Raw genomic sequence first — 15,879 nt, 5'->3', positions numbered from 1 at the left:
GGCAGCTTTCGATGGCACTTTGATGCAAGTCGCTTGGAGCCCAAGCATATCGACCGTATGACCCAGCATTTGCAAAATTTGCTATGTGCTGTGAAGGCAGATCCGCGGCAGCCGGTGGGGCGGATTGAACTCTTGTCATCCGCTGAGCGCGCGTATCTGCTGGAGGAGCTGAACCGGACGGCATCGGCCTATCCGTCGGACGTGTGCATCCACGAGCTGTTCGAGGCACAGGTTCGCCGTGCGCCGGACGCGGTGGCGGTGGTCCATGAGGAGGAGCGGCTAAGCTATGGCGAGCTGAATGCGCGGGCCAACCGCCTGGCGCATCATCTGATCGGGCTCGGGGTCAGGCCGGATCAGCCGGTGGCGATCTGCGTTGCGCGCAGCGTGGCGATGGTGGTGGGGCTGTTGGCGATCCTCAAGGCGGGGGGCGCCTATCTGCCGCTGGATCCGGCCTATCCGCCGGCGCGGCTGCGGCAGGTTCTCGACGATGCGGCGCCGCGAGTGCTGCTGGCCGATGCAACCGGGCGATCGGCGCTGGGCGACGATGCGCTACGCGATCTGACGGTGGTGGATCTGGCGGCGACGCCGGAATGGGCAAATCTGCCGGCGTCGGATCCGGACCCGCGTGCGCTCGGCCTGACCTCGCGCCATCTCGCCTATGTGATCTACACCTCCGGATCAACAGGCACCCCCAAGGGGGTCATGGTCGAGCATCGCGGAGTGGTGCGTCTGGTGGCGGAGAACGATATCGTCGAGATCTCGCCGCAGGACGTTTTTCTCAACGCTTCCTCGCCGACATTCGATGCGACCACGTTCGAAGTCTGGGGAGCCTTGGCGAACGGCGCCAGTGTTGTGCTCTATCCTGAACGCTATCTCTCGACGGCAACGCTGGCCCGGATCATCCAAGACCAAGGCATCACTATCGCTTGGATGACTGCGCGGTTGTTCGACGTCTATGTCGGGGAGGGGCGGAGCACCAGTGGGCTGCAGCAACTGCTGGTCGGGGGCGAAGAGGTCTCAGCCAGTTCCATCAGAGCATGTCAGACGCGACATCCGACGCTGCGAATCTCAAATGGCTACGGCCCGACCGAGAACACCACCTTCAGTCTCTCCTACCCGGTGCCTGCTGGCTTCGACGGCCAGCAGCGGGTGCCACTGGGACGACCAATCCGGAATTCGGTGGTCTATCTGCTGGACGGTCATGGTGCGCCGGTTCCGTTTGGCGCGGTCGGGGAGCTCTACGTCGGCGGGGCGGGGGTGGCGCGCGGCTACCTGAACCGGCCCGAGCTGACCGCGGAGCGGTTCATCGCCAGTCGCTTTGTGGACGGCGACCGGCTGTACCGCACCGGCGATCTGGCGCGCTACCTACCGGACGGCAATCTGGAGTTTTTGGGCCGCAACGACGACCAGGTGAAGATCCGCGGCTTCCGGATCGAGCCGGGCGAGATCGCGGCGCGGCTTTGCGAGCACCCGTTCGTGCGCGAGGCGGTGGTGGTGGCGCACGAGGGCCCCGGCGGCGAGCAGCGTCTTGTCGCCTATGTGGTGTGCGCGCCGGAAGCAGCTTCGAACGGGCTGGAGGGAAGCGAGCTTGTCGGCGCCTTGCGCGCCCACATAAGTGCACACCTGCCGGAGTACATGGTGCCATCGGCGTTCGTGCGGCTGGCGGCGCTGCCGCTGACGGTGAACGGCAAGCTGGACCGCAAGGCGCTGGCTGCGCCGGACGATGAGGCGTATGCGCATCGCGCCTATGAGCCGCCGCAAGGCGAGATCGAGATCACGCTGGCACAGATCTGGGCCGAGCTTCTGGGTGTTGAGCGGGTCGGACGCCACGACCACTTCTTTGCGCTCGGCGGGCACTCGCTGCTGGCGGTGCAACTGATCGAGCGTTTGCGGCGGCGGTCGCTGGGGGTTGAGGTGCGCACGCTGTTCGCCAGGCCGGTGCTGGCCGATCAGGCCGCAAGCCTGGGCAGTCATCAGGAGGTGGCGGTCCCGGCCAATCGGATCACCGAACAGAGTACGGCGATCACGCCAGAGATGTTGCCGCTCATCGAGCTGGCGCAGGACGAGATCGATCGGATCATCGCCACGGTACCCGGCGGGATCGGCAACATCCAGGACATTTATGGCTTGTCGCCGCTGCAGGACGGCATCCTGTTCCATCATCTGTTGGCGACAAAGGGCGATCCGTACCTGCTGGTATCGCAGATGGCGTTTGCCGAGCGTGGCGTGTTGGACCGCTATCTTGCCGCGGTCCAGCGGGTGGTGGATCGACATGACATCCTGCGTACCTCGTTTGTCTGGGAGGGATTGTCGCGGCCGGCCCAGGTGGTTTGGCGCCACGCATCGCTGGAGGTGAGCGAGGTCGAGCTGGACGGGTCTGCTGGTCCTGGCGCCGCGCAGCTTAAGGATCGGTTTGATCCGCGCCAGCACCGCATCGATCTTGGCCGAGCGCCCTTGTTGCGGTTTGTGATTGCGCGCGAGCCCGGCAGCGGGCGCTGGCTGCTGTTGGAGCTGCAGCATCATCTGATCGGGGATCACACGACACTGGAGGTGATGCGTGCCGAGGTCCAGGCTGTGCTGGAGGGACGCGAGCACGAGCTGAGCGAGCCACAGCCGTTCCGCAATCTGGTGGCGCAGGCGCATCTCGGCGCTGATGCCAAGGCGGATGAAGCGTTCTTCCGGGAGCTGCTGGCAGACATCGACGAGCCGAGCACGCCGTTCGGCTTGAGCGAGGTGCGCGGCGACGGCGGCGGGGTTCGAGAGGCGCAGCGGATGCTGCCGCAGCAGCTGAACGCGCGGCTGCGCAGCCAGGCGCGGCGGCTGGGGGTGAGCCTGGCCAGCCTGTGCCATCTGGCCTGGGGTCAGGTGGTGGCGCGCAGCAGCGGCCGCGAGCAGGTGGTGTTCGGCACGGTGCTGTTCGGCCGCATGCATGGCGGGGCGGGCGCCGACCGCGCGATGGGCCTGTTCATCAACACCCTGCCGCTGCGGCTTGATCTTGACGGCACCGCGGTCGAGGCGAGCGTGCGAACCACGCATGCCCGGCTGGTCGAGCTCTTGGCGCACGAGCATGCCTCGCTGGCGCTGGCGCAGCGCTGCAGCGCCGTTGCGGCGCCGGCGCCGCTGTTCAGCGCGCTGTTGAACTACCGCCACAACACGCCGGCGGCGGTCACCGCCTCCGCAGCCGATGATGCGCTGTCCGGCGTGGAATGGCTGGGCGAGGAGGAGCGCACCAACTATCCGCTGACCTTGTCGGTGGAGGATTTTGGCGAGGCGCTCGGGCTGACGGCGCAGGGGGGGGAGCCAATCTCGGCGGATCGGATCTGCGGCTACATGCAGCAGACGCTCGCGCAGCTGGCAGCGGCGCTGGAGCGGGCGCCGAACACGCCAGTGCGGGAGCTGGACATCCTGCCAGCGGACGAGCGCACCTATCTGCTGGAGGAGCTGAACCGGACGGCGGCGCCGTATCCTGTGGAGCAGTGCATCCATGAGCTGTTTGAGGCGCAGGTGCGCCAGGCGCCGAATGCGGTGGCGGTGGTCTATCAGGACCAGCGCGTAAGCTATGGCGAGCTCAATGCGCGGGCCAACCAGCTGGCGCATCATCTGATCGGGCTCGGGGTCAGGCCGGATCAGCCGGTGGCGATCTGCGTTGCGCGCAGCGTGGCGATGGTGGTGGGGCTGTTGGCGATCCTCAAGGCGGGGGGCGCCTATCTGCCGCTGGATCCGGCCTATCCGCCGGCGCGGCTGCGGCAGGTTCTCGACGATGCGGCGCCGCGAGTGCTGCTGGCCGATGCAACCGGGCGATCGGCGCTGGGCGACGATGCGCTACGCGATCTGACGGTGGTGGATCTGGCGGCGACGCCGGAATGGGCAAATCTGCCGGCGTCGGATCCGGACCCGCGTGCGCTCGGCCTGACCTCGCGCCATCTCGCCTATGTGATCTACACCTCCGGATCAACAGGCACCCCCAAGGGGGTCATGGTCGAGCATCGCGGCTTGGTCAATCTCAGCTTGGCTCAGATCGGGCTTTTTGGCGTTTGTTGCAACAGCCGCGTGGTGCAGTTCGCCTCCTTCGGTTTTGATGCAAGCGCCTGGGAGCTTGTTATGGCGTTTGGTTCGGGAGCCACATTGCATTTGCCTGCGGATGAGCTCCGTCAAGCGAGTAACAAGCTATCGGATTATCTGCGAAGCGAAGCCATCACGCACGCGACGCTGCCTCCAGCCTTGCTTCAGGGAAGCCAGAAGCTGGAAGGCTTGGGATCGCAAGTTCTCATTCTTGCTGGAGAGCTGCCGAAGGCAGAACTGATCCGGAGTCTAGCTCCAGCATCCATTATCAATGCTTATGGACCTACCGAAGCAACAGTTTGTGCGGCGACCTGGAGTTGCCCCGATGGGTTTGATGGGGCCATTGTCCCGATTGGCCGCCCGATTGCGAACACGCGGGTGTATCTGCTGGATGATCATGGCGGGCTGGTGCCGTTCGGGGCGGTGGGGGAGCTCTGCATTGGCGGGGCGGGGGTGGCGCGCGGCTACCTGAACCGGCCCGAGCTGACCGCGGAGCGGTTCATCGCCAGTCGCTTTGTGGACGGCGACCGGCTGTACCGCACCGGCGATCTGGCGCGCTACCTACCGGACGGCAATCTGGAGTTTTTGGGCCGCAACGACGACCAGGTGAAGATCCGCGGCTTCCGGATCGAGCCGGGCGAGATCGCGGCGCGGCTTTGCGAGCACCCGTTCGTGCGCGAGGCGGTGGTGGTGGCGCACGAGGGCCCCGGCGGCGAGCAGCGTCTTGTCGCCTATGTGGTGTGCGCGCCGGAAGCAGCTTCGAACGGGCTGGAGGGAAGCGAGCTTGTCGGCGCCTTGCGCGCCCACATAAGTGCACACCTGCCGGAGTACATGGTGCCATCGGCGTTCGTGCGGCTGGCGGCGCTGCCGCTGACGGTGAACGGCAAGCTGGACCGCAAGGCGCTGGCTGCGCCGGACGATGAGGCGTATGCGCATCGCGCCTATGAGCCGCCGCAAGGCGAGATCGAGATCACGCTGGCACAGATCTGGGCCGAGCTTCTGGGTGTTGAGCGGGTCGGACGCCACGACCACTTCTTTGCGCTCGGCGGGCACTCGCTGCTGGCGGTGCAACTGATCGAGCGTTTGCGGCGGCGGTCGCTGGGGGTTGAGGTGCGCACGCTGTTCGCCAGGCCGGTGCTGGCCGATCAGGCCGCAAGCCTGGGCAGTCATCAGGAGGTGGCGGTCCCGGCCAATCGGATCACCGAACAGAGTACGGCGATCACGCCAGAGATGTTGCCGCTCATCGAGCTGGCGCAGGACGAGATCGATCGGATCATCGCCACGGTACCCGGCGGGATCGGCAACATCCAGGACATTTATGGCTTGTCGCCGCTGCAGGACGGCATCCTGTTCCATCATCTGTTGGCGACAAAGGGCGATCCGTACCTGCTGGTATCGCAGATGGCGTTTGCCGAGCGTGGCGTGTTGGACCGCTATCTTGCCGCGGTCCAGCGGGTGGTGGATCGACATGACATCCTGCGTACCTCGTTTGTCTGGGAGGGATTGTCGCGGCCGGCCCAGGTGGTTTGGCGCCACGCATCGCTGGAGGTGAGCGAGGTCGAGCTGGACGGGTCTGCTGGTCCTGGCGCCGCGCAGCTTAAGGATCGGTTTGATCCGCGCCAGCACCGCATCGATCTTGGCCGAGCGCCCTTGTTGCGGTTTGTGATTGCGCGCGAGCCCGGCAGCGGGCGCTGGCTGCTGTTGGAGCTGCAGCATCATCTGATCGGGGATCACACGACACTGGAGGTGATGCGTGCCGAGGTCCAGGCTGTGCTGGAGGGACGCGAGCACGAGCTGAGCGAGCCACAGCCGTTCCGCAATCTGGTGGCGCAGGCGCATCTCGGCGCTGATGCCAAGGCGGATGAAGCGTTCTTCCGGGAGCTGCTGGCAGACATCGACGAGCCGAGCACGCCGTTCGGCTTGAGCGAGGTGCGCGGCGACGGCGGCGGGGTTCGAGAGGCGCAGCGGATGCTGCCGCAGCAGCTGAACGCGCGGCTGCGCAGCCAGGCGCGGCGGCTGGGGGTGAGCCTGGCCAGCCTGTGCCATCTGGCCTGGGGTCAGGTGGTGGCGCGCAGCAGCGGCCGCGAGCAGGTGGTGTTCGGCACGGTGCTGTTCGGCCGCATGCATGGCGGGGCGGGCGCCGACCGCGCGATGGGCCTGTTCATCAACACCCTGCCGCTGCGGCTTGATCTTGACGGCACCGCGGTCGAGGCGAGCGTGCGAACCACGCATGCCCGGCTGGTCGAGCTCTTGGCGCACGAGCATGCCTCGCTGGCGCTGGCGCAGCGCTGCAGCGCCGTTGCGGCGCCGGCGCCGCTGTTCAGCGCGCTGTTGAACTACCGCCACAACACGCCGGCGGCGGTCACCGCCTCCGCAGCCGATGATGCGCTGTCCGGCGTGGAATGGCTGGGCGAGGAGGAGCGCACCAACTATCCGCTGACCTTGTCGGTGGAGGATTTTGGCGAGGCGCTCGGGCTGACGGCGCAGGGGGGGGAGCCAATCTCGGCGGATCGGATCTGCGGCTACATGCAGCAGACGCTCGCGCAGCTGGCAGCGGCGCTGGAGCGGGCGCCGAACACGCCAGTGCGGGAGCTGGACATCCTGCCAGCGGACGAGCGCACCTATCTGCTGGAGGAGCTGAACCGGACGGCGGCGCCGTATCCTGTGGAGCAGTGCATCCATGAGCTGTTTGAGGCGCAGGTGCGCCAGGCGCCGAATGCGGTGGCGGTGGTCTATCAGGACCAGCGCGTAAGCTATGGCGAGCTCAATGCGCGGGCCAACCAGCTGGCGCATCATCTGATCGGGCTCGGGGTCAGGCCGGATCAGCCGGTGGCGATCTGCGTTGCGCGCAGCGTGGCGATGGTGGTGGGGCTGTTGGCGATCCTCAAGGCGGGGGGCGCCTATCTGCCGCTGGATCCGGCCTATCCGCCGGCGCGGCTGCGGCAGGTTCTCGACGATGCGGCGCCGCGAGTGCTGCTGGCCGATGCAACCGGGCGATCGGCGCTGGGCGACGATGCGCTACGCGATCTGACGGTGGTGGATCTGGCGGCGACGCCGGAATGGGCAAATCTGCCGGCGTCGGATCCGGACCCGCGTGCGCTCGGCCTGACCTCGCGCCATCTCGCCTATGTGATCTACACCTCCGGATCAACAGGCACCCCCAAGGGGGTCATGATTGAGCATGCGAGCACGGTGAACCTGCTGCATTGGAGCAGCGACGTGTTTACGGCATCAGAGATCAGCCGCACGCTGTTTGCCACCTCGATCAGTTTTGATCTGTCCGTCTATGAGTGCTTCGTTCCGCTTTCGCAAGGAAGCACGCTTTACCTTGTCGAGAATGCGCTGGCGCTGGCCGAGAGGTCTTTGGATATCTCTTTGATCAACACAGTGCCCTCTGCGATCGCCGCTCTGGTCGACAGGAAAGCAGTGCCGGCTTCGACCAGCGTCGTCAATTTGGCGGGCGAGTGGCTGACGGCGGAACTGATCGAGAAGATCTTTGCGAGCAGTCGGGTCCAGAAGATTTGTAATCTGTACGCGCCTTCTGAAACCACCACGTACTCAACCTGGATCTGCGTGCGAAGGGGGGACGTTGTCGTTGAGACGATTGGCCGCCCGATTGCGAACACGCGGGTGTATCTGCTGGATGATCATGGCGGGCTGGTGCCGTTCGGGGCGGTGGGGGAGCTCTGCATTGGCGGGGCGGGGGTGGCGCGCGGCTACCTGAACCGGCCCGAGCTGACCGCGGAGCGGTTCATCGCCAGTCGCTTTGTGGACGGCGACCGGCTGTACCGCACCGGCGATCTGGCGCGCTACCTACCGGACGGCAATCTGGAGTTTTTGGGCCGCAACGACGACCAGGTGAAGATCCGCGGCTTCCGGATCGAGCCGGGCGAGATCGCGGCGCGGCTTTGCGAGCACCCGTTCGTGCGCGAGGCGGTGGTGGTGGCGCACGAGGGCCCCGGCGGCGAGCAGCGTCTTGTCGCCTATGTGGTGTGCGCGCCGGAAGCAGCTTCGAACGGGCTGGAGGGAAGCGAGCTTGTCGGCGCCTTGCGCGCCCACATAAGTGCACACCTGCCGGAGTACATGGTGCCATCGGCGTTCGTGCGGCTGGCGGCGCTGCCGCTGACGGTGAACGGCAAGCTGGACCGCAAGGCGCTGGCTGCGCCGGACGATGAGGCGTATGCGCATCGCGCCTATGAGCCGCCGCAAGGCGAGATCGAGATCACGCTGGCACAGATCTGGGCCGAGCTTCTGGGTGTTGAGCGGGTCGGACGCCACGACCACTTCTTTGCGCTCGGCGGGCACTCGCTGCTGGCGGTGCAACTGATCGAGCGTTTGCGGCGGCGGTCGCTGGGGGTTGAGGTGCGCACGCTGTTCGCCAGGCCGGTGCTGGCCGATCAGGCCGCAAGCCTGGGCAGTCATCAGGAGGTGGCGGTCCCGGCCAATCGGATCACCGAACAGAGTACGGCGATCACGCCAGAGATGTTGCCGCTCATCGAGCTGGCGCAGGACGAGATCGATCGGATCATCGCCACGGTACCCGGCGGGATCGGCAACATCCAGGACATTTATGGCTTGTCGCCGCTGCAGGACGGCATCCTGTTCCATCATCTGTTGGCGACAAAGGGCGATCCGTACCTGCTGGTATCGCAGATGGCGTTTGCCGAGCGTGGCGTGTTGGACCGCTATCTTGCCGCGGTCCAGCGGGTGGTGGATCGACATGACATCCTGCGTACCTCGTTTGTCTGGGAGGGATTGTCGCGGCCGGCCCAGGTGGTTTGGCGCCACGCATCGCTGGAGGTGAGCGAGGTCGAGCTGGACGGGTCTGCTGGTCCTGGCGCCGCGCAGCTTAAGGATCGGTTTGATCCGCGCCAGCACCGCATCGATCTTGGCCGAGCGCCCTTGTTGCGGTTTGTGATTGCGCGCGAGCCCGGCAGCGGGCGCTGGCTGCTGTTGGAGCTGCAGCATCATCTGATCGGGGATCACACGACACTGGAGGTGATGCGTGCCGAGGTCCAGGCTGTGCTGGAGGGACGCGAGCACGAGCTGAGCGAGCCACAGCCGTTCCGCAATCTGGTGGCGCAGGCGCATCTCGGCGCTGATGCCAAGGCGGATGAAGCGTTCTTCCGGGAGCTGCTGGCAGACATCGACGAGCCGAGCACGCCGTTCGGCTTGAGCGAGGTGCGCGGCGACGGCGGCGGGGTTCGAGAGGCGCAGCGGATGCTGCCGCAGCAGCTGAACGCGCGGCTGCGCAGCCAGGCGCGGCGGCTGGGGGTGAGCCTGGCCAGCCTGTGCCATCTGGCCTGGGGTCAGGTGGTGGCGCGCAGCAGCGGCCGCGAGCAGGTGGTGTTCGGCACGGTGCTGTTCGGCCGCATGCATGGCGGGGCGGGCGCCGACCGCGCGATGGGCCTGTTCATCAACACCCTGCCGCTGCGGCTTGATCTTGACGGCACCGCGGTCGAGGCGAGCGTGCGAACCACGCATGCCCGGCTGGTCGAGCTCTTGGCGCACGAGCATGCCTCGCTGGCGCTGGCGCAGCGCTGCAGCGCCGTTGCGGCGCCGGCGCCGCTGTTCAGCGCGCTGTTGAACTACCGCCACAACACGCCGGCGGCGGTCACCGCCTCCGCAGCCGATGATGCGCTGTCCGGCGTGGAATGGCTGGGCGAGGAGGAGCGCACCAACTATCCGCTGACCTTGTCGGTGGAGGATTTTGGCGAGGCGCTCGGGCTGACGGCGCAGGGGGGGGAGCCAATCTCGGCGGATCGGATCTGCGGCTACATGCAGCAGACGCTCGCGCAGCTGGCAGCGGCGCTGGAGCGGGCGCCGAACACGCCAGTGCGGGAGCTGGACATCCTGCCAGCGGACGAGCGCACCTATCTGCTGGAGGAGCTGAACCGGACGGCGGCGCCGTATCCTGTGGAGCAGTGCATCCATGAGCTGTTTGAGGCGCAGGTGCGCCAGGCGCCGAATGCGGTGGCGGTGGTCTATCAGGACCAGCGCGTAAGCTATGGCGAGCTCAATGCGCGGGCCAACCAGCTGGCGCATCATCTGATCGGGCTCGGGGTCAGGCCGGATCAGCCGGTGGCGATCTGCGTTGCGCGCAGCGTGGCGATGGTGGTGGGGCTGTTGGCGATCCTCAAGGCGGGGGGCGCCTATCTGCCGCTGGATCCGGCCTATCCGCCGGCGCGGCTGCGGCAGGTTCTCGACGATGCGGCGCCGCGAGTGCTGCTGGCCGATGCAACCGGGCGATCGGCGCTGGGCGACGATGCGCTACGCGATCTGACGGTGGTGGATCTGGCGGCGACGCCGGAATGGGCAAATCTGCCGGCGTCGGATCCGGACACGCGTGCGCTCGGCCTGACCTCGCGCCATCTCGCCTATGTAATCTACACCTCGGGATCAACCGGTTCGCCCAAGGGGGCACAGAATGAGCATCGGGCTATCGTTAATCGCCTGATCTGGATGCAAAACGCCTATGGTCTCAACGCAACTGATGTCGTGTTGCAGAAGACGCCATTTAGCTTCGATGTCTCGGCCTGGGAGTTCTTCTGGACCTTGCTTGAAGGGGCAACCCTGGTGCTGGCGCCGCCCGGTGCGCACAGAGATCCCGACGCATTGGTCGACTTGATCATCAACCAGCGAATTACGACGGTTCACTTCGTGCCATCCATGCTGGTCAGCTTTATGGATGCGAAGAGTGTTGACCGCTGCACATCGCTGGGACGAGTTTTATGCAGCGGCGAGGCGCTTCCTGCCGCCAGTGTGCATAAGGTTCGGCGCCTCTTGCCTTGGACGGCCCTGCACAATCTGTACGGTCCGACGGAAGCTGCGATCGACGTGACAGCGTGGAGTTGTCCGGCTGAGTTTGATGGCGCCATTGTCCCGATTGGCCGTCCGATTGCGAACACGCGGGTGTATCTGCTGGATGGTCATGGGGCACCGGTGCCGTTCGGGGCGGTGGGGGAGCTCTACATTGGCGGGGCGGGGGTGGCGCGCGGCTATCTGAACCGCCCTGAGCTGACAGCGGAGCGGTTCATCGCCAGTCCCTTTGTCGAGGGCGACCGGCTGTACCGCACCGGCGACCTGGCACGCTACCTGCCGGACGGCAATCTGGAGTTTTTGGGCCGCAACGACGAGCAGGTGAAGATCCGCGGCTTCCGGATCGAGCCGGGCGAGATCGCGGCGCGGCTCCTCGAGCATCCGGCGGTGGGTGATGCAGTGGTGGTGGCGCGCGAGGATGGCTGCGGCGACAAGCACCTTGTCGGCTATGTGGTGTCTGCGCCCGAGGCAGCTTCGAACGGACAGGATGGCGGCGACCTTGCCGGCACCTTGCGCGCGCACATAAGTGCGCACCTGCCGGAGTACATGGTGCCATCGGCGTTCGTGCGGCTGGTGGCGCTGCCGCTGACGGTGAACGGCAAGCTGGACCGCAAGGCGCTGGCTGCGCCGGACGATGAGGCGTATGCGCGCGCCGCCTATGAGGCGCCGCAAGGCGAGGTCGAGACCACGCTGGCACAGATCTGGGCCGAGCTTCTGGGTGTTGAGCGGGTCGGACGCCACGACCACTTCTTTGCGCTCGGCGGGCACTCGCTGGCGGCGGTGCAGCTGTTGAGCCGGGTCTCGCAGGCCATTGGCTTCACACTGCCGCTGACCACGCTGTTTGCCAAACCGGTGCTGGCCGATCTGGCCGCGAGTATCATGGATGAGTTGAGCCGCTCCGGCGCGCAAGACCTGCCAGCCATTGCGCCGGTGTCGCGTGACGCGCCGCTTGTGCTGTCGTTTGCGCAGCAGCGGCTGTGGTTTTTGGCGCAGCTGGATCAGAGCAGCACGAACTATCACATTCCGCTCGGGTGGCGGCTCAAGGGTGGGCTCGACCGCAGCGCCTGGCAGCGTAGCCTGGACCGTGTGTTGGCGCGCCATGAGGCGCTGCGCAGCGTGTTTGTCGCGCCGGAGGGCAAGCCCTGGGTGGAGCTGCTGCCGGAGGATGCGGGGCTGCCGGTTGTGGAGCACGATCTGCGGGACAGGCCGGATGCGGACGAGGCGCTATTGGGTCTGTGCAGGGAAGAGGCGTGCACGCCGTTCGATCTGGCGCGTGGCCCGCTGATCCGTGGCCGGCTGATCCGGATCTCGGATGAGGAGCACGTCTTGCTGCTGACGCAGCATCACATTGTCTCGGATGGTTGGTCGCTGGGCGTGTTGGCGCATGAACTCAGTCAGCTGTACCGGGCGTTCGTGGCCGGAGAAGGCGATCCGCTGCCGCCGCTTGCAATCCAGTATCCGGACTATGCCGCCTGGCAACGGCAGTGGCTGTCGGGCGCGCGGCTGCAGCGCCAGGCGCAGTATTGGCGCAACAATCTGTCTGGCGCGCCGGCCCGTCTGGCGCTGCCGACGGACCGGCCGCGGCCGGCGCAGCAGTCGTTTGCGGGGGCGACGGTCCCGATCGTTATTGATGCGGAGCTGACGCGGGAGCTGAAGCGGCTGGGCCTGCAGCAAGGCACGACGTTGTTCATGACGGTGCTGGCGGGGTGGGCTGCGGTGCTGTCGTGTCTGTCGGGACAGGACGATCTTGCGATTGGCGTGCCGAGCGCTAATCGCGGTCGCCGCGAAATCGAAGAGCTGATCGGCTTCTTCGTCAACACCCTGGCGCTGCGGCTGGACCTGTCGGGCGAGCCGAGCGTGTCGGAGCTGTTGGAGCGGACGCGGCGCACGGCCTTGGGAGCGCAGGAGCACCAGGACCTGCCGTTCGAGCAGGTGGTGGAGATCGTGCAGCCGCCCCGGGCTCTTGATCACACGCCGTTGTTCCAGGTGATGCTGGCCTGGCAGAACAACGCCGCTGGGACGTTCGACCTTCCTGGGCTGATGGTGGAGGCGGCGGCAGACGGCTTCGATCAGGTCAAGTTCGATCTGGAGCTGAGCCTTGGCGAGCAGGGTGAGGTGATTGCTGGCACGCTGGGTTATGCCACGGCGCTGTTCGATCGCGCGACCATCGAGCGGCAGCGTGGTTATCTGCTGGCGCTGCTGCGGGCGATGGTTGCCGATGCGCAGCAAGCGGTCGGGCGGATTGAGCTGCTGCCAGCCGACGAGCGCGCATATCTGCTGGAGGAACTGAACCGGACGGCGGTGACGTATCCTGAGCAGCAGTGCATCCATGAGCTGTTTGAGGCGCAGGTGCAAAAAGCGCCGGAGGCGGTGGCGGTGGTCTATCAGGACCAGCGCGTAAGCTATGGCGAGCTCAATGCGCATGCCAACCAGCTGGCGCATCATCTGATCGGGCTCGGGGTCAGGCCGGATCAGCCGGTGGCGATCTGCGTTGCGCGCAGCGTGGCGATGGTGGTCGGGCTTTTGGCGATCCTCAAGGCGGGCGGGGCGTACCTGCCGCTGGACCCGGCCTATCCGCCGGCGCGGCTGCGGCAGGTTCTCGACGATGCGGCGCCGCGAGTGCTGCTGGCCGATGCAGCGGGGCGATCGGCGCTGGGCGACGATGCGCTACGCGATCTGACGGTGGTGGATCTGGCGGCGACGCCGGAATGGGCAAATCTGCCGGCGTCGGATCCGGACCCGCGTGCGCTCGGCCTGACCTCGCGCCATCTCGCCTATGTGATCTACACCTCCGGATCAACAGGCACCCCCAAGGGGGTCATGGTCGAGCATCGCGGCTTGGTCAATCTCAGCTTGGCTCAGATCGGGCTTTTTGGCGTTTGTTGCAACAGCCGCGTGGTGCAGTTCGCCTCCTTCGGTTTTGATGCAAGCGCCTCGGAGCTTGTTATGGCGTTTGGTTCGGGAGCCGCATTGCATTTGCCTGCGGATGAGCTCCGTCAATCGAGTAACAAGCTATCGGATTATCTGCGAAGCGAAGCCATCACGCACGCGACGCTGCCTCCAGCCTTGCTTCAGGGAAGCCAGAAGCTGGAAGGCTTGGGATCGCAAGTTCTCATTCTTGCTGGAGAGCTGCCGAAGGCAGAACTGATCCGGAGTCTAGCTCCAGCATCCATTATCAATGCTTATGGACCTACCGAAGCAACAGTTTGTGCGGCGACCTGGAGTTGCCCCGATGGGTTTGATGGGGCCATTGTCCCGATTGGCCGCCCGATTGCGAACACGCGGGTGTATCTGCTGGATGATCATGGCGGGCCGGTGCCGTTTGGCGCGGTCGGGGAGCTCTGCATTGGCGGGGCGGGGGTGGCGCGCGGCTACCTGAACCGGCCCGAGCTGACCGCGGAGCGGTTCATCGCCAGTCCCTTTGTGGACGGCGACCGGCTGTACCGCACCGGCGATCTGGCGCGCTACCTACCGGACGGCAATCTGGAGTTTTTGGGCCGCAACGACGACCAGGTGAAGATCCGCGGCTTCCGGATCGAGCCGGGCGAGATCGCGGCGCGGCTTTGCGAGCACCCGTTCGTGCGCGAGGCGGTGGTGGTGGCGCACGAGAGCCCCGGCGGCGAGCAGCGTCTTGTCGCCTATGTGGTGTGCGCGCCGGAAGCAGCTTCGAACGGGCTGGAGGGAAGCGAGCTTGCCGGCGCCTTGCGCGCGCACATAAGTGCGCACCTGCCGGAGTACATGGTGCCATCGGCGTTCGTGCGGCTGGCGGCGCTGCCGCTGACGGTGAACGGCAAGCTGGACCGCAAGGCGCTGGCTGCGCCGGACGATGAGGCGTATGCGCGCGCCGCCTATGAGGCGCCGCAAGGCGAGATCGAGCCCGCGCTGGCACAGATCTGGGCCGAGCTGCTCGGTGTTGAGCGGGTCGGACGCCACGACGACTTCTTCGAACTGGGCGGGCACTCACTGCTAGCGGTGCGGCTTCTCAGTCGAGCGCTCGATGCAGGGTTCAAGTTTACCGCCGCCGATCTCTTCCAAGCTCCTGTTCTGAAGGAACTTGCATTGAAGGTTCATTTGGAGCCACAGCCCAGTAGTCCGGGAGTGATTTGTGTTCGCGCAACCGGATCGCAGCCGCCGCTGTTCTTGGTTCCCACAGGCTTAGGAGATTGTTCCTATATCCTCAACTTGGTGGAGGAAATGGACGCGGACTGTCCAATCTATGGTCTACCGTGGCCTTCTTTCAGTGAAGTTTGTTCACCAGCTCTTGAAGCGATAGCCTCGCAAGTTATTCCGGCGATCAGGGAGATACGGTCCCGGGGTCCATATCGATTTGCTGGATACTCATCAGGCGGAATATTGGCTTACGCCATAGCCGAGCAGTTACTGAGCCTCAATGAAACTGTCTCATTTATGGCGTTCATTGATGTTACGCTACCCGCAAAGCCAGCCGGCATGACGCCCACCCAGATGGTATGCGAAGTGGTGCTAGAAACTCTTGAACCCCTTGAGGACGAGCACTTTAAACTATTAAAGCGCTTTGCACGGCACAGTTCAATTGCTCAACTACTTGAGAAGGCTCATCAAATAGGAGCTATACCTCCGGATCACAATGATGCTTTGATGTACGAGAGAATTGAGCAGTTTCAAAGGGCGCTGCAGCTATATCGGGCTCCGTCGCTGCCAATTGAGGTACATCAGTTTTACGCGACGGATTCTTCCGTAAGTTGTCGCGCACGAATAGACAAGAGCTCAATAGCTCCAGAGATGAGCTCGCCGATGCGAGGCTGGGACAGGGTTTTGAGTGCAGCGGCCATTGATACCACACCGATTCCAGGCAATCACGCGACGATGATGAACACTCCAGAAAACCGCAAAGTCCTGGCACGCTCGTTATCAAGAGCCTTAAATAGCTCACCGACGTGATGATCTGAGGCCGGCAAACTGGACCATTTTTGGCTAGTACCTACTGTTCTTAAAGCGTGAGTCGTGATTCAAGGTCGG

1 protein-coding gene is annotated in these 15,879 nt (G+C 65.4%); it reads left to right on the top strand.

What is annotated here, in order from left to right; genetic code table 11:
• Positions 1-132 precede the first annotated feature (132 nt).
• The gene (locus HAP54_RS49235; RefSeq protein ID WP_224741985.1) at positions 133-15,801 is read left to right on the top strand and encodes a non-ribosomal peptide synthetase; all 15,669 of its coding nucleotides are present in this window, start codon (positions 133-135) and stop codon (positions 15,799-15,801) included.
• Positions 15,802-15,879: the final 78 nt, after the last annotated feature.

It is taken from the genome of Bradyrhizobium sp. 2S1, from assembly GCF_011516625.5.
Classification (GTDB): domain Bacteria; phylum Pseudomonadota; class Alphaproteobacteria; order Rhizobiales; family Xanthobacteraceae; genus Bradyrhizobium; species Bradyrhizobium septentrionale.
The sequence above is the reverse complement of the archived record's forward strand: the minus strand, read 5'-3'. Positions and strand labels throughout refer to the sequence as shown.